A 21,870-nucleotide genomic window follows, 5' to 3' on the forward strand; every position below is an offset into this window, starting at 1 on the left:
GCAAAGATGGAGATGAAGGAATGAAAATATCCACGCACACAGGGGATGCGAGCGCAATCAGGTCGACATACGACATCATTGTCTGCGGCGCTGGCTCATCAGGATCGGTCGTCGCCGGCCGGTTGGCCGAAAATTCCGCCGTAAATGTGCTCCTGCTGGAAGCCGGCGGTGACGACGACGCACCAACCGTGATGGATGCTGCCAAATGGATGCAAAATATCGGCAGCGAACGCGATTGGTGTTTTTCCGCTGAGCCAAATGCGCGACTGAATAGCCGCGCGGTTCACTTTGCAATGGGTAAGGGCCTCGGCGGTGGCTCGAGCATGAATGGCATGGTGTGGTCGCGCGGCCACCGTAACGATTGGGATTTCTTCGCATCGGAGGCGGGCGATCCAAGCTGGAACTACGAATCGGTCCTGAAAATCTATCGCCGGCTGGAAGACTGGCAAGGCGCCCCCGACCCTGGGCGTCGCGGCGTCGGCGGCCCGATGTTTGTTCAACCGCTGCCCGACCCGCATCCGATCGTCTCGGCTTTCAAGGGTGCCGCGCGCTCCTGCGGGATTCCAAGCTACGAGGATCAGAACGGCGAGATGATGGAAGGTCCGGGCGGCTGCGCTCTTCTCAATCTGACTGTTCGCGACGGCAAGCGCGTCTCGATCTTCCGTGCTTATGCAGGCGCTGTGGCGGCCAAGCCAAACCTCACGGTGATTACTGGCGCTGACGTCCTCCGCCTATCGTTCAAGAACAAGCGCGCGACTGGAGTCGAATTTCTCTTTGACGACCGAGTGTACAGCGTCAGCGCCGACCGCCAGATTGTGGTGTCGCTCGGTGCGATCAATACGCCGAAGCTGCTGATGCAATCCGGCATCGGTGATCAGGCGGAACTGACGAGGCACGGGATCAAAGCAATCCAGCACCTTCCCGGCGTGGGAGAGAATCTACAAGATCACTTCAATGTCGCCGGCTGTGTATGGCAGTCGGAGGAGCCTCTGCCATTTGGCGCCAACGGCGGGGGCGCCACGGCATTCTGGAAAAGCAGCCCCGAAATAGATATGCCCGACCTCCAACTGATTCAGGCGGTCTTTGCCTACGTCAACGAGGAAGTCCGCAATGTAGAATTGCCTTCGAACGCATGGTCGATCTTGCCCGGCGTCGTACGGCCGGCGAGCCGCGGGCGGATCAGCCTCAAGGGGCCGAATCCGGGCGACGGATTGGCCATCGATGCCGGCTTTTTGAATGAGCCGGCCGACATGAAGGCTGCACTCAAATGCCTCGCGCTGAGCAGGGAGCTTGGCAATGCACCCGCGATGAAGTGCTTCTCGGGACCCGAGATCTTGCCTGGGCGCCTCGACCCGCGTGAGCTGCAGAACTTTGTCCGCAATGCCATCATGCCGCAGTGGCACCAATGCGGCACCACGAAGATGGGACGCGATCCATCATCGGTTGTCGATCATCGGCTCCATGTGTACGGCGTCGACGGCCTCATGATTGCGGACGCATCCGTCTTCCCGCGCATTCCGACAGGCAACACGATGGCGCCCTGTGTGATCGTCGGCGAGCGCGCAAGCGAAATACTGAAAGCCGAGCAAGGCATTTGAGGCATTCCGCCTGCTCTCGCAGAACGGCGATTCAGTCCAAATCCCATTCGCCGAATACGACCTCGGAGATTAGGAGGAGCGATGCTAGTGGTTTTATCGATCCATCTGCTTTGGCTGCTCGCGGTGAGCTTGATGCGATTGGCCGCGTGGCTGACGCAGTTGACGCTATCGCTCGCTTGTAAGCCCCGCGAAGTCAAAAGTGAACAACCGGCGAAGCGCCTCGCCCGGAGCGGGCACGATCGCGCCGAATAATGGAAACGAGAAAACAGCGGTCACGAGCTTTCAACGTCCGGCCGCGCGTGACCTCTGGCCGATTGCCGCTAACTGACTTTTCACAACAATCGAACGCAGCATCATACAGGAAGAGGCGATGTCAGCAGCTCCACGTTTCAATTCCGTCCGCTTCGCTGAGGCTAAAGTCGATGTAGAACGACGAAGCGGAGGCGAGATCATTCTGCGGTCACCTCAAACCCTTCGAGCCTATCCTCATCAGATGGGCGTTCACCTTCGCCGGTGGGCATTGGAACGGCCAAACAGCGCGTTCCTTTTAGAACGCAATCAGAAACGCGAGTGGCGGACGCTCTCCTATCAGGAGGTATTGGCAGCAGTAGAATCCCTCGGACAATCTCTTCTGCAGAGAAACCTGAATGATCGCCCGATTATGGTTCTATCCGGGAACAGTATTGATCTCGCTATCCTCACGCTCGCTGCCAACTATGTCGGCGTTCCGGTCGTGCCGGTGTCCCCATCCTACTCTTTGATGAGTCATGATTTCGGAAAGCTGCGCGCCATTTTCGAGATCACCAGGCCGGCGCTCCTCTATGCAAAGGAAGGGGCGTTATATTCGCGCGCGCTGAAAGCGCTGCCTCTTACCCACGAAGAGATCGTCTTCAGCGAGCAGCGAGTGGACGATATTCCGAGCACTTCCTTTCGCGCTCTTCTGACAGCCACTCCCACAAGCGCCGTCGATCAGGCCTTCAATCGTGTTGACCCGGATTGCACCGCAAAGATCCTCTTCACATCCGGTTCCACCGGCGCCCCAAAGGGCGTCACGATTACCCACCGAATGCTGTGCTGCGTTCAGCAGAGCATAGCGCAATGCTGGCAGTTCATCGAGGACAGGCCGCCTGTCGTACTGGATTGGTTGCCCTGGAGCCACGCCTTTGGCTGCAATCACAACTTCAATATCGTCCTTCGAAATGGCGGGACGCTCTATATCGACGACGGCAAGCCGACACCGGAATTGATTGAAAGGACTGTCCGGAATTTGCGGGAGCTATCCCCGACGCTGCATTTCAACGCGCCGCGCGGATTCGATATGCTTCTTCCATACCTTGAGAGCGACCTATCCCTGGCGAGGAGATTTTTTCAAGATCTCGACGTCCTGTTTTATGCCGGGGCGGTCTTACCGCAAAGTTTGTGGCAGCGCCTTGAGAAACTGTCTGCCAAGGTTCGCGGCGAACGCGTTCGGATGGTCACTGCCTGGGGGGCGACAGAGACGACCTGCAGCGCGACCATCGTTCATTTCACGATCGAGAAAGCTGGCGTGATCGGCAATCCGGCGCCCGGGGTCGAAATCAAGCTGGTGCCATCCAGCGATAAACACGAATTGCGCGTACGTGGCGCGACTGTGACGCCCGGGTATTGGAAGCTGCCTGACTTAACAAAGGCAGCCTTCGATGACGAGGGGTTCTATAAGACCGGCGACGCGGGCAAGCTGGATGATCCTGACGACCCGGCAAAAGGAATACTCTTTGACGGACGCGTAGCAGAGGATTTCAAGCTCCAATCGGGAACATGGGTGCATTCCGGACGGATTCGGATGGGACTCATCGCAGCGTGCAGCCCCTTGGTTCAAGATGCTGTTATTGTCGGTCACGATCGCAACGATGTTGGTGCCCTCCTGTTTCTCAATCCGACTACTTGCAATGCAGTCGTCGACGGAGAGGCTCTAAAGCCGGATGAGGTGCTCGAAGTTCTGCGGATTGGCATTCAGGAATACAACGTGGCAAATCCGGCAAATAGCATGAGGATTGCTCGCGCCGCTATTCTGGCCGATCCGCCATCGACCGATCATGGAGAGATCACCGACAAGGGATACATCAACCAGCGAGCCGTCGTCGAACGCCGGGCGGCGCTAATCGACAGACTCTACGCCTCAAAGCCGGGCCCAGACATCCTTTGAGTCGATTTTGACTATGAAGCTCGATCGCGGGCTCGTCAGGTTGAACAGCATCATGCGTAATGTTGGTGGATGTGGTCGAAGTCATCCGCGTTTCGTGCGAACGATGGCACGAAGGAGTACGCCATCATCGCCGTTCGCCCGCGGCGCTTATGCATTCCGCAATTGGTTGCGGGTGATTTGAACCTACGAAACTAAGCCATTGATTTTGTTGGGGCGATGGTTCGACCTCAAAAACAAAAACCAAGCAATCCATAGAGATTGCAGATAATGCTGCCCTTCGTCGCAAACTCGATGAAGCCACCACGGTTCATATCCAGATATATATCAGGAGACGATCGAGCGGCTCCGACGCCAATTCGGCCACTCGATTTCTATCTTACGGCAAGGGCCGAACCACGCGCTCTAACTGCTTTGGGTACGACCTCGGTGTTTGGAAGCATCCTGACTTTATTAAGAAGGTCGATGATGCCAGCAATTCGGCAATCATCAGCTCTCACACCGTTCGAGCGATGATAGACGATGGTTCCCTGAAGGCCGTGGCCGAAGCGCAAATAGGCCATGTCGCAGTTTACTTCACGAGGAGACGGTGAATCACGTCGCAGTCATCGGCAAGTGGGATATTTCGCTCAAAATTGGGCGACGACGACATTCACGCGCATGGATTATGGGAGGCTACCGTAGAGAATAAATGTCAAGTCACGTTGACTTCACCTCACCACTTCCCAAGCGCGATTGCGCCTATGCTTCCTTGGGTTACGATCTCACGGTGGCGCCAATCGGACCGGTCGCAAGTGCCGGCCTCCTTGCGCCGCCAAACCTGGATCCCCAAGGAATCACTGAAGGGATCACTGACGAAGCAAAACCAGATCAATGCCAGGAGAATATAGATGGAATACCGACGCCTGGGGATGTCAGGACTTACCGTACCAGCGCTCAGCTTTGGAACGGGCACCTTCGGGGGCGTTGGCCGCCTGTCGGCATGGGGCAGTACCGATGCGACCGAAGCGCGGCGGCTGGTCGACATCTGCCTCGATGCCGGCGTGTCGATGTTCGACAGCGCGGATGTCTACTCTCTCGGCGAATCCGAACGCGTTCTCGGCCAGGCCATCAAGGGCCGCCGCGACAAGGTGTTGATCTCGACCAAGGCAACTTTCCGTTTCGGCGATGGACCGAACGACCTCGGTTCGTCGCGCCAGCATCTGCTTGCAGCCATCGATGGTTCGCTCGGCCGGCTCGGCACCGATTATATCGACCTGTTCCAGCTCCATGGCTTCGATGCATTCACGCCGCCCGAAGAGGTGCTCGCGACGCTTGATATGCTGGTGCGCGCCGGCAAGATCCGCTATGTCGGCGTCTCGAATTTTTCCGGCTGGCATCTCATGAAATCGCTCGCCGTCGCCGACAAATACGGCTTTCCGCGCTACGTCGCCAACCAGACCTATTATTCATTGATCGGACGTGATTACGAGTGGGAGCTAATGCCGCTCGGCCTCGACCAGGGGCTCGGCGCGGTTGTGTGGTCGCCTCTCGGCTGGGGACGACTCACCGGCAAGATCAGGCGCGATCAGCCACGGCCCGAGGTCAGCCGCCTGCCGCAAACAGCCGATATGGGCCCGCCCGTCCCGGACGAGCACGTCTACCGCGTCGTGGACGCGATCGACGAGGTTGCCAGGGAAACCGGGAAGAGCGTTTCGCAGATTGCGCTGAACTGGCTGCTGCAGCGGCCGACCGTCGCCACACTTGTCATTGGGGCGCGTAACGAAGCGCAGCTACGTGAAAACCTCGGCGCAATCGGATGGTCGTTGACCAAAGACCAGATCGCCAGGCTGGACGCAGCCAGCAAGGTCACCCTGCCCTATCCTTACTGGCACCAGCGCGCGACCTTCATCGATCGCAATCCCCCGCCGGTCTAGAATGGACGATCTGATGCTTGGTCCCCGCCTTGGGCCGTCGCGGGCGGCATTCCCCAGCGTATCATGACCATTTCGCGTTCGGCGTTAGCGTTGCGGACAACCGGAGCTGGATAGTCGGGAAACACGCCGGGCATCGGCGGCAGGTTACCGACTAGCGGTTCATCACGTGAAAGAGCGCGACCATAGTTTGCCACTGGCTTATCTGTTTGCGCACTTGGTTAGCCGCATTACGAGCCAGGGCATTTGTTCTGTTGTGGCGGGGCAATTAATGACGAAGACGACGAACTGCCTGGCGCTCATAGAGCCGGTTCCAAGTCGTACCAATTAACACGGATCATGCGGGGCACTACCTCAGGCCATAGGAGTATTCATGCCGCGACAGGAGTACGTTTTCGTCAACTCAAGAGAGGCCTTGTGGGAAACATCCTCTTACGAGCCGGTGACATCGAGCCGCTCCTTGCAGATCAAGCTTCGGGACCGCGCGCCATTGCTAGAACTAGCCGTTCGTTACGTGAGTGCTACTCAATATTATGTCGGGGAACATCGATCGAGGTGTTGAAGACCACGAGATCTCCGCGATAGCTCGCGGTTCCCAGATACATCACCTCATCATCGAGATTGGTGATCACGCGGGTCACTTCACCCGTAGGTGCACCTGGGGGAATCCCGAGCAGCTTGGCGATCGCCAGGTTCGCAGCACCAATCCGAAAGCTCTGGGTCATGCGTTTCAACGTCGGTCCCGCAAGGCGGCTCAGAAGCGGGATGACCATTTCGCCGTCGAAGCGTTCCGGCTCGCGCGCGTAAAGATCCGAGTCGAGATACAGCTCCATAACGCAATATGCCGCAGCGCGCCGCCGATGGATACGGCGCATATAACGATAACGCTCCTTGGGTGTGCCTGCTTCCTGCGCCGACCTGGGAAGCGCCACGTTGTCACGGACCTCGATCAAATCCGCAACATTGCCATCGAGCGTCCGGAGTAAATGCCGCCAACTTGATTCCAAATGGATGAGCTCGGAAGGCGGCCGCTCGGCTACGAAGCTTCCCTTACCTTGAATCGTTTTGATCAGACCCTCGTCGGATAGGACGCCGAGCGCTTGACGGATGGTCACGCGCGCTACCCCATAAGTCTCCGCCAGCGCGGCGATCGTTGGCAATTGTTCACCGGCGGCCCACCTGCCGGCTTCAATATCCGACGTCAGTAGCCGTGCGAGCGTCACGTAAAGCGGGAGCTGCGAGGATTGCAACCGCTCGCGCTCGCCGACGGAGTCGCCGGTCAACGCGTTTTCGACCTCATGTCTCATTTTCATCCCCAACAGTAGTTCGCTGCCTAACAACGCGGCCGGACTTGCCCACATTATCATCTTGTGTGCTGGTTAACCAGCACACAAGATTACACTAACAAAAATGAGGCGTAAGGTCATGGCTCGGTTTTCCCAGATCACTCTATGTGCCGGCATTGCAATTTCACTGTTGGCCGGTTCGGCCCGAGCCGAAATGTCCAACGTCCGCGTCGCTACGCAGATCGGGCTTCCTTACCTTCCCTTGATCGTCATGCAGCATGACAAGCTCTGGGAAAAGAAGGCGAAACAGGCCGGCGAGGACGTCACGGTCGAATATGCCCAGCTTGGCGGTGGCGGACCGCTCAATGACGCCCTTCTGTCGGACTCGATCCAGATCGCCTCGGCCGGCGTCGCGCCGCTGCTGGTCCTGTGGGACCGTACGCTGCCGAACTACAAGGTGAAGGCGCTTTCGGCGATCAACGCTTCACCGATGTTCATTCTCACCAACAAGCCCAACATCAAGTCGGTGAAGGATTTCGGCCCCGACGACCGCATCGCCGTGGCTTCGGTAAAAGTGTCGATCAACGCGATTGTGTTGCAGATGGCTGCCGAACAGGCGACGGGTAAATGGGATGCACTTGAGAATATTCAGGTCGCGATGGCGCACCCCGAAGCTTTCGCGGCACTCACCACCAGGAGTGGCGGCATCACGGGTTACGTCGCCAACTCGCCGTTCCAGGACCGCGCGCTGCAGGTCCCCGGCATTTCCAAGGTGGTCGACTCCTTCGAGGTGCAGGGCGGACCAGCTTCGCTCAGCTTGATCTACGCCAAGTCTGCGTTCGTGAAAGATAACCCTAAGCTGACCGCAGCCTTCATCGCCGCGCAGAAGGAAGCGGTCGCGAGCATCAAGGCGGATCCCAAGGGCGCGATCGACAAATACATCGCCGTGACCGGAGACAAGACCGATCGCGGCATTCTTGAGGGCCTGATCACCTCGCCGACCTGGAATTTTGATCTGGAGCCGAAAGGCACCATGAAGGTTGCGGACTTCATCGTGAAGACCGGTCTGCTCAAGCACAAGCCGGCGTCGTGGAAGGACTACTTCTTCGACACGGTCGCAAATGGTGACTGACACCAATCGCTCCGCCCGACACACGTCGTTCCTGCCAACGAGATCCTAATCCATGCTTCGCCCTCAAACCTGCCGCATGACCTTTGCCGTCATCGGAGATACGCACGTCAAGCCCGAGAGCGGCGACCAGTCCGCGCCGTGGAAGGTCAATGAGGCGGCTACTGCCAGAGCGCGCTGGGTCTCTCGGGAGATCGAACGCTATCGGCCGGACTTCATTGTGCATCTCGGCGATCTCGTCCATCCGGTGCCCGAGCTCTCGACGTTCGGCGAGGCCGTTGAACTGACCCGCCAGATTTTCCAGCCTTTTCACAACCGGCTGCACATCATTCCCGGCAATCATGACATCGGCGACAAGCCCAATCGCGCGATGCCTGCCAAGATGGTGCGTGATGAATGGATCGAACTGCACGAAAAGAACTTTGGGCCGAGCTATTTCTTTTTTGACCGCGACGACTGCCGCTTCATCTTCGTCAACGATCCCGTGATGAATTCGAAATCTGCGATCGAGGTGCGGCAGCGGGCCTGGCTTGAGCAGACGCTCGGTTCCGCCGATGGGCGGCGAATCTTCATGTTCATGCACTATCCGCTGTTTCTCCTCGATCCGAAGGAACCATCGAATTACGACAATATCGATGAGCCCGCCCGCACCGATATTCTCGGTCTTATCCGCGAGCACAAGGTCGAGGCAGTGTTCGCGGGCCACGTCCACAACATCTTCTACCATCGCGTCGACGGCACGGAATTCTATGTCATGCCTGCGACGTCCTTCGTGCGGCAGGATTATTCGGAATTCTTCCGAACCGATGCAATCCACGAGAATGGCCGTAACGACGCCGAGAAGCTCGGCTTCTCGATCGTTGAGGTTCATGATGATGGCCATGTTGTCCACTATTTGCGCAGCTATGGCGCGACCCTCGACGCCGCGAACGCCGGATCCGCGGTCGCGACCCGCTCGGCTTCGATGCAGCTTCCGAATCCGAAAAAGGCCGGCGGTGCCCCCTTCGGCGTCTTCCTCCGTCACCCCTGGGCGGAGATCACCTCACTGCCGAATAACGGCCCGATGGACGAGTTTCTCCGCAAGGACGCGCGTAACGACTATCATCTCGCCGCGATGTGGCGGATGGGCATCCGGCACGCACGGGTGCCGTTATCGGACATCCTCGATGATCGCGTCAGCGCGCGTATGGCCGATCTCGTTGCCGTCGGCCACAGCTTCACGATCTTCGGATTCGGGATTCCCGAGGACCGAACTCTCAAGTTACTCAAGAGCCGCGCGCATTTGATCGGCCGCTATGAATGCGTGCTTCCAGCTGACGAGATCGAACGGGACGCCGCAAAGGTCGCCGCCTTTCGGCACGAACTCGGCTGCCCGGTGCTGGTTTCGCCGATCGCGACTTCGGCCGCAGAGAAGAAGGTCGGCTCGCGCATCGAGCTGTTCGTCTCACACGGCTTCCGTCCGAACCAGCTCGACGAAATCGAGCGCCTGCTCGCAGCGACCAATCGGGGAGACCTCAACCATCTTGTCGTTCGCGTCGGGCTTTCGGCTGATATCCTCGCGACCGCAGACGAACTCGCCTCCTGGCAGGCCCGCAGCGGCTGCCGGCTCGACCTTCACCTCCGCATCGCAGCCGACAATCCAGCCACCAACATCGTGGACGATGCTGCGATCCTCGGCGGAATCGTCACCTTCCATCTCGCGGCGCTGGCGCATCCCGAGCTCGCGATGTTCATCGATACCTTTATGGATATCGACCGCGGCTACTTCGTCCGCAATGGTCTAATCGACCGCCGATGTAACTTAAGGCCGGCTGGCCTGGCGGTCGAAACGCTGGCTGCCTATCTCGCCGGCCCAGCCGAGGTGGCGCGCCTGCAAACATCCGGCGGAAATGCCTTCACCTGCCGGATGCCCGACCGTTCCGCCCTCGTGCTGCTGCCGGAAGCTGGCGCCAGGATGTTGGTTACACCAGCCATGCTGGATGGACTTGGCCTCGACGAAGACGCTTTGACGATCAGGCTCGACCGACCTTGGACGATCGATCCGGGGCTCGGGCTCGAACTGAAGGGCGGGGGTTCAGTTCCCACCGAAACAACGCGCCCCATCATGATCATCGGACTCAAGGTCCAGTAAGTACGGGAATCGTCTGATGGATCCGCTGCTATCGGTCGACACCGTCACGCTGCAGTATCAAACGACGGACCACCTGATCACCGCAACGTGGCGCGTTTCATTCAACGTCGTAGAGGGGGACCGCTTCGTGCTCCTTGGCCCGTCCGGCTGCGGCAAATCCTCCCTGCTAAAGGCGGTCGGCGGATTCATCGATCCTGTCGAAGGCCAAATCCGGCTCAAGCATCGGGAAATCAAGAAGCCCGGCCCCGATCGAATGATGGTCTTTCAGGAATTCGACCAGCTTCTCGGCTGGAAGACGGTGGCCGAGAACGTCGCTTATCCGATGAAGGTCAGCCGGCGCTTCCAGAAAGCCGAAATTCCCGACCGGGTCGCCCGCGGCCTCGCAACGATCGGTCTCGAACGCTTCGCCGACGCCTATCCGCACATGCTGTCCGGCGGCATGAAGCAGCGCGTCGCGATCGCGCGGGCGCTTGCGATGGAGCCTGAACTTCTTTTGATGGACGAACCCTTCGCCGCGCTCGATGCCCTGACCCGGCGCGCCATGCAGGCCGAGGTTCTGCGCCTGTGGGAGCAGACCGGTGTCACCATGCTGTTCGTCACCCATTCGATCGAGGAGGCGCTGATCATCGGCAGCCGCATCCTCGTGCTGTCGCCGCATCCCGGCCAGGTCCGCGCCGAGCTGGACGCGAGCGATCTCGGCTTCTCCGACGTCGGATCGAGGCGCTTCGCCGAGCTTCATCAGACAATCGAGTCCATGCTGTTCGAGCGCCAGGAAGCAACGACATGAGCACACTCGCCCGCCAACTCGTGCCACGGCCAAATTACGAGCGTCAGTTGCAATCGACGGCTGCGATCGGCGAGATCAAGCGGCCCCTGACGCCGTTTCAGAAGATCGCGAAATTCGCGGTGGTCCGGAAAACGCTGATTTTGGTCTGCCTCGCCCTGATCTGGCAGGTCTATGCGGTCAGTATCGACAACGAATTGATGCTTCCGAGTTTCACCTCCACGCTTCAGGCCCTGTGGGACGCAGTCGTGCACGGCCCGCTGCTCCAGCGCGCGCTCTACTCCTTCGAGATCCTTGTCACCGGTTATGCGATCGGCGTGCTGCTGGCGGGCGTACTGGTATCGGCATCAGTATCGACGCAGCTGGGCAACGACCTGCTCTCGCTGCTTACGGCGATGTTCAACCCGCTTCCCGCCATCGCCCTGCTGCCGCTCGCGCTGCTCTGGTTTGGCATCGGCCCTCCCAGCATCATTTTTGTTATCGTCCATTCCGTGTTGTGGGCCGTGGCCGTCAATACGCATAGTGGCTTCCGCTCGGTGAGCGAGACCACGCGCATGGCGGGGCAGAGCTTCGGACTGAAGGGTTTAGGCTACATCTTCGGCATCCTCGTGCCGGCTGCATTCCCTTCAATCCTGAGCGGGCTGAAGATCGGCTGGGCTTTTGCCTGGCGCACGCTGATCGCAGCCGAGCTCGTCTTCGGCGCGACGTCCCGTTCGGGCGGTCTCGGCTGGTTCATCTTCGAGAACCGAAATTCGCTTGAAACGCCGGCCGTATTCGCCGGCTTGCTCACCGTCATCCTGCTCGGGTTGTTCGTCGAGGGGGTGGTGTTTTCCACGATCGAGCGGCGGAGCGTCCGCCGCTGGGGGATGCAGCGATGACAACTTTAATTCCCCTGATGCCTTCTGAGCCTATCCGGCCCAAGCGCAACTGGACGCCGCCGTCCTTTGTCGATCCAGCATTGGCAGGATCGGCGAAAATTGAGCCGCCAGGTCCCTTTGTGTGTGGCGACTACGCCTCAATCACGCTGACCTATACGGCTGGCCGCTTCGGGATCGACGATACGGGAACAATCCGCATATGCTTCCGCTTCGCGACCGACCAGGGTGCGCCACAGTTTACCGACCCGTCCGCGGCGAACTATGTTTCGGTCGAGGCAAGCAATGCTGCCGTGCTTGATGTGCGCTACGACTTCAAGCTCAATACCCGGCCGTGGGATCGGACGATCGTTGTCCGTGTCGTTCAGGGCTTTTTGCGCGAGGGTGACACGATCGTGGTGCGGTTCGGCGATCCGAACGCCGGGTCGCCGGGTATGCGCATGCAGACCTTTGTGGACCCGTTCTACGAGTTTCAGGTTCTCGTCGACCCGATCGCGACCGGCTCGTTCGTTCCGGTCGCGGAGCAGCCGACCTGCGCAATCATCGCCGGTCCGCCCGTCCGCTGGTATGCCGTCGCGCCGACGCTGCGGCATGTCGGAGAATCGTTCGCTCTTTCGATCCGCGCGGACGATCGCTGGGGCAACCCCAGCGCACCGGGATCAACCGTTCTGCGTCTGTCGAGCGATGCTCAGGTCGCAGGTCTGCCGGAAACGGTCGTTTTTCCCGATGGCGCGACGGCGTTGCGCGTCGAGGGTCTCACGCTTGCTAAGCCGGGTACGGCCGAGATCGCCGTCACCGATGCGACCGGCCGAGAACTCGTCCGCTCAAATCCGATCAGCATCGCTACGAAAGGCCCGATCTCATGCTGGGCCGATCTCCACGCGCAGAGCGGCGAGACGATCGGGTCCGGCTCGATCGTCGATTACTGCCTTTTTGCCCGCGACGTCGCCTTTGTCGACGCTATCGGCCATCAAGGCAACGACTTTCAGATCACGCCGGAATTCTGGGCCGAGCTCAATGACACGCTCGAGCGTTTCAACGAGCCGGGGCGATTCCTGACCGTGCACGGATATGAGTGGTCGGGAAACACCGCACTCGGCGGTGATCGCAACGTCTTCTTCCAGATGCGGGATCGGCCGATCCGACGGTCGTCGCACGCGCTTGTACCGGATCTGTCCGATGAGGCGACTGACTGCCATGACGCCCGTACCTTGTTTGAGGCATTGCGGCGCGACGGGGAAGACGCGGTGTGTTGGGCGCATTGCGGAGGTCGCTATGCCGATATCGGGTATGCTCACGACGTCGCGCTCGAGCGTTCAGTAGAGGTGCATTCGAGCTGGGGCACCTTCGAGTGGCTGCTTGAGGATGCGTTCCGGCTGGGTTACCGGGTCGGCGTCGTGGCGAATAGCGATGGGCATAAGGGCCGTCCTGGCGCAGAATCGCCAGGGGCTTCGCAGTTTGGCGCGCTTGGCGGCCTCACGTGTTTCCTCGTAACCGACCTCAGCCGCGAAGCGCTATTTCACGCCATGCGGGCACGTCGGCACTACGCCACGACAGGTGCACGGCCGCATCTTGCGGTCCAGGCCGAATTCGGAGGCGACGCACGGATCTTCGTCGATGATCCCATGCTGCCGGGCGCCACGGGTATTCCAGCAACGACGGCACTGATGGGTGACATCGTCACGACGTCAGCTGCCGAGGTCGCGCTCACGGTCGAAATCGTCGCGCCAAGCGCGATCGTCTCGATCGAGATTCGCAATGGCCTGGAAATCATCGAGACAATACGACCTGGCGCCGAACGGTCGAGCGCGACCCGATTCCTCGCTCGCTGGTCCGGTGCGGAATATCGCGGCCGCTTCCGGCAGACAGTTTGGGATGGAGAACTGACGGTCGAGGATAACGAGATCCTCTCGGTCCAGCCTGTGAACTTCTTCAATCCGGACAAGCAGCCAAGGCTTGCCGACGGAAGGTCCATCAGCTGGAGCTCGATCACGACCGGTAACTTCGCCGGCATCGAGCTGGAATTGAAGCAGGCTGATCAGGGGCGATATCTCCTCAAGACACCGCACGGTGTCCTTGACGGTAATTTCGCCGATCTAGGCCTTGCTCCGCGCATTCTTGACTGCGGTAAGCTCGACCGTAAACTCTCGGTCGCACGGCTTCCGGACCAACACAGCGACCGGATGCGCGCGCGCATTCAACGCTCGGTCACATTGAAGCCCGGCGTCGATAATCCGCTCTACGTCGCGATAACATTTGAAGACGGACATCAAGCGTGGTCGAGCCCGATATATTTCATCAAGAAATAGAGCGAGAGCCAGCGAGCACTTATTGATCAATGCAGACGGAGCTAAGTACTGGCGCTTGGCGTATCGGTGGCATGGCAAGCAACGCACGCTTGCGCTCGGCGTTTACTGACCTGAAAGACTGCCGCGTACCGCGTCCGCCAATCGTGTCTGCTGCGGTCTAGCGGCTCAAGACCCCACCACCTCCAGGGCCAGTCCTTTCGCACGGAAGGATCTCCATCGTGGATTTGCTCGAGCAATTCTGGAACCGGCCGCCAACCAAGCTCACGCGCCACCTTTGCTCGAACGTCGAGATCAACGCCCGAAACAAACAGATACCCCTGCCGGTCCACGAGGCCGGCTATGTTTCGTAAACAGCTTTCTGCCGCCAGCGGCTCCATGTGGCAAAGAAAGTTGTTGGCTACCACGATGTCCTGAGGGCCTAGATCGCGGATCAGCTCGGGCGAGGAGGCATCGCCAAGCTGCCACGTGATCCCCTCCCGCAGCCAGGGTTTAATCTTAGCTACGTCACCGTTCCAATCGAACATTTGCTCCATCTCAGGTGCGGTCAGACGCTCGAAGATCGAGGAGCCGACCAGCCCGGAGGTGTCGGGGGCGTAAACACCATTCTTGGCAAAATTCAAAATGGTCTGCGAGATGTCCACCGCGCGCACGAGGACGTTTAGGTCCGGTCGCGCTGAACGAATCGTCCAAAGGATCGAGTAGACCTCGGCACCGGCACTGCATGCGAGTATGGCGACTTTTAATGTTGAGTTCTTGGCTTTTTCGTCGGCAAGACCCCGCATCAGTTCCAACGCTGGTCGGTTCCGGAGAAAGAACGTTCCGAAATATTGTTCACGCGCCGCGATGAGGCGAACCAAGCTCTGCAGCCAGGCTCCGTATGCACGAACAGGATAGTGATTTTGCAGGTGACGAGGGATAATTCTCCAAACTGGCTTGTTCAGCCGTAAATAAAATCCGACAGACGACTTTCGAAACAACCTCGGTCTTGCTCCCCCGGCCAGGGTCGAATGAGACACGCTTTCATGGAACTTCGTCATGGCAACCAATCCGCGAGCCTTCCCGACCATTTGCGTTCGATCCATTAAATATGAAAAAAGATATAATACGGCGGCGCATTAAATGATATACCCATTTATTATAATATAGCCATTTTCAGGATGGGACGAAGGTAAATCGACTGGGCCATGGCCGAAAGCGTCGCAGTTTATTTCGAGGATCACAGTCAGTCGAAAGATCTGGGGCGTCGCGCTTTGCGCGGCGGCTTCGTCTCAGTCGCGATGCAATACGGTAACGGTGCCCTCCAGATCGTAGCCGCAATCTTCTTGGCACGGCTCCTGGCACCGGAAGATTTTGGATTGGTCGCCATCGTCACGGTTTTGACGAGCTTTGCGCCACTTCTGGTCGATTTTGGCCTCGGAGACGCTACTGTACAAAGAAGCAAGATAACGCGAGGGCAGGTCAACAGCCTTTTTTGGCTCAGTTGCGGTATTGGGTTGGCTGTTGCGGTGGTTGTGGCTGCCTGCAGCCCGCTGATTGCATGGATATACGGCGAACCCCGGCTGGCGCCGATCGCGCTGTGTAGCGCGATAACTTTCGTACTGGGGGGAATGTCAAATCAGCACCTCGCACTTTTACGACGTTCGATGCAGTTTGGCAGGATTGCCAACATACAGATTCTTAGCTCCCTGGCAGGAATCGCCGTTGCGGTCATCGCCGCAAGTTGCGGACTTGATTATTGGGCGCTGGTGCTGCGTCCGATCGTGAACGGATTCTGCGTTGTCGTTGGAGCGTGGTTTGTATGCCGATGGAGGCCCGGATTTCCTGTCTTTGAGAGTGACGTGAAACCAATGGTCCGTTTTGGGTTACACGTGGTGAGTTTTTCGATCATTAATACCATGGGCAGATCCGTGGATCGGATTGCGCTGGGCTTGTTCTATCGGCCCGACCTGGTCGGTTACTATCAAAACGCCACCGCGCTGTACGAGAACTCCATCTTCTCGACACTTATTCAGCTGCACATAGTAGCAAGTGCAGCCCTCAGTAAACTTCAATCCGACGTGGACGCACTTCGGCAAAAGTACGAAGCGGCATTGTCAACACTGGCGTTCTTCGTCATGCCGGCAGCGGCAATCTTGTCGGTGGTGGCGGAAGACCTGACTGTCATATTGTTGGGAGAAAAGTGGCGGATGGCCGGTTCGCTCCTGAGTATTATTGCCCTACGCGGCATTTTCCAGGTCGTTGAGGGCTCACAGGGCTGGCTACACCTTTCCGTAGGGAGAGCGGACCGCTGGCGCAACTGGGGAATCGTCTCGGCTGCTGTCCAGATCGTGGCGGTTCTCGCGGGGCTGCCCTTTGGCGCCAACGGAGTCGCCGTGGCAGTGGTTATAGCAAGCTTGCTCCTGGCGCTACCCTCGATAATCTATGCCGGCCGCCCGATAGGTATTGGCGCTGCACTTGTAATGCGGGCCGTGGGCACGCAATTGATCGGCGCAATCAGCGTGGTGGCTGGGGGCTGGTGGCTGCAAACGACGGCCCTCACCGATTATTCCAGCTTCGCGCGCGTCTTGTTGCTGTGTGGTTGGTGTACTTGCATTTATCTCGCTATAGTTGTTGGCCTGTTTCGGCTTATTGAGCCGATCAAGGTTGCCGGCTCGATTGCGCGCGATTTACTGGGGAATCGATAGCGGGCGGTCGACGATCGCACCGCAGTTCAGCCGTTTTGCCGCGCGATCGGCGAGGTGTCCAGAGAGGACTGGACCAGCGGTAGCTCCAATTCCGAATAAAACCCAATACTCGGCGCCGACCTGCACGCCCTCTCCGAGCCCACGCGCAACGAAGTCGACAAGGAAGATCATGTGCGGCACCCAACCTGCCGCGTTCAACGCATATTCGGCATAAAGGGCCCGCAACGCGCCGAGCCGCGGGGGGATGTGCGGGCGTCGCAGGCGTGGCGACACGCGTCGATGCGGCGTCGGTCGGCCAGCCGCTCCATGCGATGGCAGTCAATAGCAGCGAGAGCGCGCCGAATCCGAACCACGTCTCGCGCAGCCCTTCTTGCAGCAGAAGCGGCGCGAGCGTGCCGGAAGCCGCGACGCCCGCCCCGACCCCCATGAAAATGACGCCGCTAGCTAATCCGCGACGGGCCGCGGACGCGTATGGAAGGACGGTCGGAGCCGCAAGCACCATGAGGGCGCCGCCGGCTATCGAAGGACCGGCGCCGCATGTTGATCTTGGAAAGTAGTTAAAAGGCTCCGTATTAAGGTTAAAAATAAGTTTCGATTTGACAAGTCGCCAGCTGGAAATAGGCTCGCTCAAACTTCCGTAAGATTAACTCGACATTCGAAGGGCCGAAGAGACGCTGAAGACGCGCCAAGCTCGCGCGCAGGTCATGGGGAGAATCGGGAGAACCGTCCACCTTTCCGGTAGCTAAGGCTGTCACTGATAAAAAAATTGAATCAATCAATTTGAACCAACTTAAAGGAACTTCCTACAAAACTATTTGAACAATCAGGTCACGGCCGTATTTGGAACGATAATTGCATTTTTGTCTTGGACCACAGTTCTGTTGAGCAATGGGTTTTTCATGACCAAAATCAGCGATTTAGGCGCGTCGTCCGACTGTGCTCTTAGAGAATCCCTGAGCGTCATCAGGGAGACTCACTTCCAGCTTCATGTCCTGACAGGCATGATGACAACGCCGACGGTTCTTGCCTCACGAATTGAGCTCTGCAACGCTCTCCTTCTGGCGATTTCGGGTATTCGCAGCAGCCTGGTCAAAGATCTTCATCGGACACGTGAGCCCCCTACCGGCTTGCACTAGCGTCCGAGCAGTCTGCTATGGCGCGCGCCCTTCAAGATTGTCCGCGGTCGGTCTCGTCGCCTGGCGACCGTTCGGGTTTGGAGATACGGAACTCCTCCAGCCGATGCCCGGATTGGAGCGCTGCGGCAAGCCAGCGCGGCTGTTTCCCGCGTCCTGACCATGTTTCCTCCGGCACAGACGGATTGCAATATTTCGGCAGGACCTTTGGATATTTGCGTCGTGGAGGCCGGTCGATGTGCTTCTCAGGGAAGGAGCCTTTGGCCCCGGCGATCGGCTCGGCCCTGTTGAGTTGCGCGAGACGTTTCTCCAGTTCGAGCTTTTCCGCGCTGATTTTCTCTGAGAGAATCTGCGTGAGTTCCTCATGCAGAAGCCAAAGGTCATCAAAATCCATGGCTTCCAGGTCTAAGTTACGTAGCTTGTCACTGTTCATGGTTAGAATTTCGGTTGGATCTACCTTAATGGCGATCCGTGCGTTCAGGCGAACGGGGCGCGACACATGACCGCAATAAAAATTCCATGGAACTATTATATATTTTATTTTCACTAAGAGGGCGATTATTTTTTTAAATTCTTGCCAAGTTTTCTTTCATTAAATAATAAAATGGTTCAGACTGGGGCTTATTATTAATAGTTTTTCTGATGTTTGCGTTGGGAGGTTGAAAATGGATTTTATTGAGTCCTCTCTTTGTCGACTTAAGGAGAATGTGAGTCGTTTTGTTGTTCCTTCGACCGCTCTCTGGGATTTGCCTGTTCTCAAAGCGCAGATCGAACTCCGGCAGAGGGCTCTGACAGATATGGAGACCATTCGTTGGCGGTTGCGGCTATTCATGCATTGCGAAGACCCTAGGCGGTCCCGGACGAGCCGCGAACGGCGCAGGGCTCGATCGCGCACTGGCCAAGCCCGTCGGCGATATAGCTGAGCGAGATCCAGCCTCCGTCTGTAAATCTGCTGGGTAGGCATATAGTTGGTTCGGATTATATTCAGTGCACCAGAGCCGCAGTAGGCGCTGGGTTAAATTTATATTTCGTTGGAAACAATTTAGTGCCCATTGATTATTCTGAGGTATGGCAATATGACAGCTTAAGAAGCGGATATACGGGGCATCAGAATGTTGTCGAAGAAGGTCGAGCTCGAGTCTATGTCGCTGGACGACCTCTGGTCGCTCCATGAAAAGATCAGCGCGATCTTGTCCGCTCGGATCAAGGCGGAAAAGCATGAATTAGAAAAGCGTCTGGCCGTTCTTGATCGCGGCGTGGGCGTGATCAATCAGCCGGGCGAGGCCCTGACGAGCGACGCGAAACCGCGCCGCAAGTATCCACGCGTGCTGCCGAAATATCGCAATCCGCAAACCTCCGAAACCTGGTCCGGCCGCGGCAAACTTCCCCGGTGGTTGGTTGCTGCGATGAAGTCGGGACGCAAAATCGAAGAATTTCGGATCCGCGAGGGCGGTGTCCGGAGCCGGCAGCGCGCCTAATTCACCAATGCCCGCTTGTTAAGCGCGCCTCTCCGATCTCCCGAATATCTTGCGGAGAACGAAGGACATTTCATTCAACATGTTAATCGAACGTGGTTCTTTCGGAAAAACCGGAGGCTGCTTTCCTGAGGCGACGGCTCCCCCCTGTAATTTATTGATTGAATTGACTGCTGACGCCGGCACAGAGTCAGCGGGTGCACTGCAACCTATTGCCATCGAGCAGATTAGAAGCTGTCACGGTTCGAAAATACTCGTCATTCAACTGCTGACAGACGGCGAAACCTGTTGACGGTAAAGTTCGATCTATTGAGAGGTGACCGCGCTTACGGTTAACTCAAGAAGAGGTTGCGGGGACCCATCAAACCGACGCATTTGGCGTCACTGTGATTAATCTTTGGCCGCACCTGAACTTTCGACCCTGCAGGGCCATTGACGACGGAGCTCGGATTTTCTTAACCGACACAGGTTGTCCTATTGTGATGGAACAAATGACGGCTCTGATCCTCTGTTTTATTGCAGGGCTCGCGGTGGGCTCCTTGTTCGGCGCCCGGACCTTGCTGATTTTGGCCCTCGCCGTGTTTGTTGTAGAGGTCGGGGCCTCGGTCGTCCTGCTCGGTGCGTCCAGCGGCTTGATTTGGCTTCTCGCAAGCCAGGTCGCGCTCCAACTCGGTTATCTCGGAGGCATGTGCCTTCGCAGCATTCTGGAGCGGGCCGGAATCGTAATTATCGCGCCGCAAAGCCGACAATCCCGATAGAACCCGGCCTGACTCGGCTGCGCAGCCATGTACGGCAAACTGCGCGCCCACGTTGCGCATGTTGAATGTGTGCGGGATGCTCCCTGCTGCAGCAGTATGAATCCAGGCCGTGGACCATCATAGTGAACCGTCGGGTGGGCGCCGAAAAATGGCACGGTCAACGGCATAGCCCCGCGAACGCCGGCTATCGGCTCGCTGCGAGCAGCCCCGCGGTGAGGAGGCCCTCGTGCCCTGATGGGGTCGCGTGCCGCCGGCGTTGGTGCGCAGGCTGTTGATCCGCGCGAGGTGCGGCCTTCAGCAACGGCTCCGCCTCGGTCTCAAACACACTACCCCAAGGTCTGGTCGGCGCCGGTCACGGCTGCCCTCTTCTGCGATGGGAGCCAGGGATTCTCTGGATCCGATAAGCGGAAGAACGCTTGCATAACCGGCCGGCCGCAATCACGAGGCGGCGCGGTCCTCCCTCCGTGGATCGCGCCGTCTGGCGCTCACAATTCCGGTCGGGCTACGCCATCACCGGCTAGAGCCCTTGCGGTTCTGATGGAATCAGAACAGGGCTCTAGCTTTTTGTTTTGACGCGTTTTCTTCACGCGAACCGGTATCCACTTCGCTTGAAAGCGCTATGGTCCGGCGGGCCGTCTCTGGCCGGCGGGTTAAGATGGTGTCGAAATAGGCAATTGTCTTTTGCAATCCGTCCCGTAGCGACACTTCGGGTTGCCAATGGAGATTTTTCTTGGCGAGACGAATATCGGGCTTTCGCTGCTTGGGATCATCCGACGGCAGCGGCCGGTAAACGATCTCTGACTTGGATGAGCAAAGCTCGACCACCATCTCGGCCAATTCACGGATGGTCATTTCATTCGGATTGCCAAGGTTGACGGGACCGGTGAAGTCTGCGGGCGAGTCCATCAACCGCACGAGGCCGTCCACGAGATCGTCCACATAGCAAAACGAGCGCGTCTGCAAGCCGTCTCCATAAAGCGTGATCGGCAGGCCTCGGAGTGCTTGCACAATGAAGTTTGAAACGACACGCCCATCATTTACGTGCATGCGCGGTCCATAGGTGTTGAAGATACGCGCAACCTTGACTTGGACTCCGTGTTGGCGATGGTAATCGAAGAACAGCGTTTCGGCGGCGCGCTTGCCTTCGTCGTAACACGCACGGATACCGATAGGGTTGACGTTGCCCCAGTAGTCTTCCGTCTGAGGATGGACCTCGGGATCGCCGTAGACCTCCGATGTGGACGTTTGAAGCACGCGGATCTTGAGCCGCTTGGCAAGCCCGAGAATATTGATTGAGCCGTGCACCGACGTTTTCAAAGTTTGCACGGGGTCGCGCTGGTAGTGGATCGGTGCGGCTGGGCACGCCAGATGAAAGATCTCATCAGCCTCCAGGTAGAGAGGAAAGGTGACGTCGTGGCGGATCAACTCGAAATTCGGGTTGCGCAGCATATGCTGCACGTTCCGTTTCGAGCTCGTGTAGAAGTTATCTACACAAAGCACTTCGTCCCCACGGGCAAGGAGACGATCGCACAAGTGAGAGCCGACAAAGCCTGCCCCACCGGTAACAATAAGTCGCTTCGGCTGTTTGATCATTCGCCAACCTCCTTCTCGAA

General features: G+C 58.2%; 17 protein-coding genes and 2 pseudogenes. 13 read left to right on the forward strand and 6 right to left on the reverse strand.

Annotation, left to right across the window (positions count from 1 at the left end; genetic code table 11):
• Positions 1-20 precede the first annotated feature (20 nt).
• From BLV09_RS19150 to BLV09_RS19160, 3 genes are all read left to right on the forward strand, one after another.
• Positions 21-1,598, forward strand: a complete 1,578-nt coding sequence (locus BLV09_RS19150) for a GMC family oxidoreductase (RefSeq protein ID WP_146688462.1) — start codon at positions 21-23, stop codon at positions 1,596-1,598.
• 370 nt (positions 1,599-1,968) lie between these two features.
• Complete coding sequence (locus BLV09_RS19155; RefSeq protein ID WP_146688463.1) at positions 1,969-3,783, forward strand: feruloyl-CoA synthase; 1,815 nt, start codon at positions 1,969-1,971, stop codon at positions 3,781-3,783.
• A gap of 887 nt (positions 3,784-4,670) precedes the next feature.
• Positions 4,671-5,696, forward strand: coding sequence for an aldo/keto reductase (locus BLV09_RS19160; RefSeq protein ID WP_146688464.1), 1,026 nt, complete (start codon positions 4,671-4,673; stop codon positions 5,694-5,696).
• A 23-nt stretch (positions 5,697-5,719) separates the two neighbouring features.
• Here BLV09_RS19160 and BLV09_RS38840 read toward each other — a convergent pair.
• A pseudogene (locus BLV09_RS38840) lies at positions 5,720-5,880 on the reverse strand (SOS response-associated peptidase); the annotation flags it as partial.
• A 334-nt stretch (positions 5,881-6,214) separates the two neighbouring features.
• Positions 6,215-7,000, reverse strand: a complete 786-nt coding sequence (locus tag BLV09_RS19170; protein WP_167558800.1) for a GntR family transcriptional regulator — start codon at positions 6,998-7,000, stop codon at positions 6,215-6,217.
• A gap of 118 nt (positions 7,001-7,118) precedes the next feature.
• On the opposite strand from BLV09_RS19170, the gene BLV09_RS19175 reads away from it, so the two are divergent.
• The 5 genes from BLV09_RS19175 to BLV09_RS19195 are packed head-to-tail and all read left to right on the forward strand — an operon-like array spanning position 7,119 to position 14,207.
• Positions 7,119-8,111: an ABC transporter substrate-binding protein gene (locus BLV09_RS19175; RefSeq protein WP_167558801.1), complete on the forward strand. Its 993-nt coding sequence runs from the start codon at positions 7,119-7,121 to the stop codon at positions 8,109-8,111.
• A 52-nt stretch (positions 8,112-8,163) separates the two neighbouring features.
• Entirely contained in the window at positions 8,164-10,239 is a 2,076-nt protein-coding gene (locus BLV09_RS19180; RefSeq protein WP_146688468.1) for a metallophosphoesterase family protein, read from the forward strand.
• A gap of 16 nt (positions 10,240-10,255) precedes the next feature.
• Positions 10,256-11,026 carry an ABC transporter ATP-binding protein gene (locus BLV09_RS19185; protein WP_146688469.1) on the forward strand — a complete coding sequence of 257 codons (771 nt, stop codon included), beginning with the start codon at positions 10,256-10,258 and terminating at the stop codon, positions 11,024-11,026.
• Positions 11,023-11,901 (forward strand): ABC transporter permease, encoded by an 879-nt coding sequence (locus tag BLV09_RS19190; RefSeq protein WP_146688470.1) that lies wholly within the window; start codon positions 11,023-11,025, stop codon positions 11,899-11,901. The genes BLV09_RS19185 and BLV09_RS19190 overlap by 4 nt, the downstream gene beginning before the upstream one ends.
• Complete coding sequence (locus BLV09_RS19195) at positions 11,898-14,207, forward strand: DUF3604 domain-containing protein (RefSeq protein WP_197684960.1); 2,310 nt, start codon at positions 11,898-11,900, stop codon at positions 14,205-14,207. Before BLV09_RS19190 ends, BLV09_RS19195 begins: the two co-directional genes overlap by 4 nt.
• Positions 14,208-14,248: 41 nt before the next feature.
• On the opposite strand, the gene BLV09_RS37705 is transcribed toward BLV09_RS19195, so the two are convergent.
• Positions 14,249-15,244 carry a CheR family methyltransferase gene (locus BLV09_RS37705; RefSeq protein WP_174556557.1) on the reverse strand — a complete coding sequence of 332 codons (996 nt, stop codon included), beginning with the start codon at positions 15,242-15,244 and terminating at the stop codon, positions 14,249-14,251.
• A 147-nt stretch (positions 15,245-15,391) separates the two neighbouring features.
• On the opposite strand from BLV09_RS37705, the gene BLV09_RS19210 reads away from it, so the two are divergent.
• A complete protein-coding gene (locus tag BLV09_RS19210; protein ID WP_146688472.1) occupies positions 15,392-16,891 on the forward strand; it encodes a lipopolysaccharide biosynthesis protein in 1,500 nt (499 codons plus the stop codon).
• On the opposite strand, the pseudogene BLV09_RS38845 reads toward BLV09_RS19210, so the two are convergent.
• Positions 16,874-17,522, reverse strand: a pseudogene (locus BLV09_RS38845) (YbfB/YjiJ family MFS transporter). The gene BLV09_RS19210 and the pseudogene BLV09_RS38845 overlap by 18 nt on opposite strands.
• Positions 17,523-17,790: 268 nt before the next feature.
• On the opposite strand from BLV09_RS38845, the gene BLV09_RS37375 reads away from it, so the two are divergent.
• Entirely contained in the window at positions 17,791-18,027 is a 237-nt protein-coding gene (locus BLV09_RS37375) for a hypothetical protein (protein ID WP_167558802.1), read from the forward strand.
• A gap of 31 nt (positions 18,028-18,058) precedes the next feature.
• On the opposite strand, the gene BLV09_RS19220 is transcribed toward BLV09_RS37375, so the two are convergent.
• The gene (locus BLV09_RS19220) at positions 18,059-18,457 is read right to left on the reverse strand and encodes an H-NS family nucleoid-associated regulatory protein (protein ID WP_244548748.1); all 399 of its coding nucleotides are present in this window, start codon (positions 18,455-18,457) and stop codon (positions 18,059-18,061) included.
• Between the two features lie 679 nt (positions 18,458-19,136).
• Here BLV09_RS19220 and BLV09_RS19225 point away from each other — a divergent pair.
• From BLV09_RS19225 to BLV09_RS19235, 3 genes are all read left to right on the forward strand, one after another.
• Positions 19,137-19,502, forward strand: a complete 366-nt coding sequence (locus BLV09_RS19225; protein WP_100383991.1) for an H-NS family nucleoid-associated regulatory protein — start codon at positions 19,137-19,139, stop codon at positions 19,500-19,502.
• 79 nt (positions 19,503-19,581) lie between these two features.
• The gene (locus BLV09_RS19230; protein ID WP_146688473.1) at positions 19,582-19,791 is read left to right on the forward strand and encodes a hypothetical protein; all 210 of its coding nucleotides are present in this window, start codon (positions 19,582-19,584) and stop codon (positions 19,789-19,791) included.
• Between the two features lie 199 nt (positions 19,792-19,990).
• A complete protein-coding gene (locus BLV09_RS19235) occupies positions 19,991-20,257 on the forward strand; it encodes a hypothetical protein (RefSeq protein WP_146688474.1) in 267 nt (88 codons plus the stop codon).
• Positions 20,258-20,800: 543 nt separating this feature from the next.
• Here the strand turns inward: BLV09_RS19235 and BLV09_RS19240 are convergent.
• Entirely contained in the window at positions 20,801-21,850 is a 1,050-nt protein-coding gene (locus BLV09_RS19240; protein ID WP_100383993.1) for a UDP-glucuronic acid decarboxylase family protein, read from the reverse strand.
• Positions 21,851-21,870 lie beyond the last annotated feature (20 nt).

The organism is Bradyrhizobium canariense (assembly GCF_900105125.1).
Classification (GTDB): Bacteria; Pseudomonadota; Alphaproteobacteria; order Rhizobiales; family Xanthobacteraceae; genus Bradyrhizobium; species Bradyrhizobium canariense_A.

Excerpts from the sequence above, each read along its gene's own strand:
- BLV09_RS19160 (WP_146688464.1), top strand. The coding sequence starts at position 4,671 with ATGGAATACCGACGCCTGGGGATGTCAGGACTTACCGTACCAGCGCTC.
- BLV09_RS19225 (WP_100383991.1), top strand. The coding sequence starts at position 19,137 with ATGTTGTCGAAGAAGGTCGAGCTCGAGTCTATGTCGCTGGACGACCTC.
- BLV09_RS19195 (WP_197684960.1), top strand. The coding sequence starts at position 11,898 with ATGACAACTTTAATTCCCCTGATGCCTTCTGAGCCTATCCGGCCCAAG.
- BLV09_RS37705 (WP_174556557.1), bottom strand. The coding sequence starts at position 15,244 with ATGACGAAGTTCCATGAAAGCGTGTCTCATTCGACCCTGGCCGGGGGA.
- BLV09_RS37375 (WP_167558802.1), top strand. The coding sequence starts at position 17,791 with ATGACCAAAATCAGCGATTTAGGCGCGTCGTCCGACTGTGCTCTTAGA.
- BLV09_RS19150 (WP_146688462.1), top strand. The coding sequence starts at position 21 with ATGAAAATATCCACGCACACAGGGGATGCGAGCGCAATCAGGTCGACA.
- BLV09_RS19170 (WP_167558800.1), bottom strand. The coding sequence starts at position 7,000 with ATGAGACATGAGGTCGAAAACGCGTTGACCGGCGACTCCGTCGGCGAG.
- BLV09_RS19235 (WP_146688474.1), top strand. The coding sequence starts at position 19,991 with ATGACGGCTCTGATCCTCTGTTTTATTGCAGGGCTCGCGGTGGGCTCC.
- BLV09_RS19175 (WP_167558801.1), top strand. The coding sequence starts at position 7,119 with ATGGCTCGGTTTTCCCAGATCACTCTATGTGCCGGCATTGCAATTTCA.
- BLV09_RS19210 (WP_146688472.1), top strand. The coding sequence starts at position 15,392 with ATGGCCGAAAGCGTCGCAGTTTATTTCGAGGATCACAGTCAGTCGAAA.
- BLV09_RS19180 (WP_146688468.1), top strand. The coding sequence starts at position 8,164 with ATGCTTCGCCCTCAAACCTGCCGCATGACCTTTGCCGTCATCGGAGAT.
- BLV09_RS19220 (WP_244548748.1), bottom strand. The coding sequence starts at position 18,457 with ATGAACAGTGACAAGCTACGTAACTTAGACCTGGAAGCCATGGATTTT.
- BLV09_RS19155 (WP_146688463.1), top strand. The coding sequence starts at position 1,969 with ATGTCAGCAGCTCCACGTTTCAATTCCGTCCGCTTCGCTGAGGCTAAA.
- BLV09_RS19190 (WP_146688470.1), top strand. The coding sequence starts at position 11,023 with ATGAGCACACTCGCCCGCCAACTCGTGCCACGGCCAAATTACGAGCGT.
- BLV09_RS19185 (WP_146688469.1), top strand. The coding sequence starts at position 10,256 with ATGGATCCGCTGCTATCGGTCGACACCGTCACGCTGCAGTATCAAACG.
- BLV09_RS19240 (WP_100383993.1), bottom strand. The coding sequence starts at position 21,850 with ATGATCAAACAGCCGAAGCGACTTATTGTTACCGGTGGGGCAGGCTTT.
- BLV09_RS19230 (WP_146688473.1), top strand. The coding sequence starts at position 19,582 with ATGTTAATCGAACGTGGTTCTTTCGGAAAAACCGGAGGCTGCTTTCCT.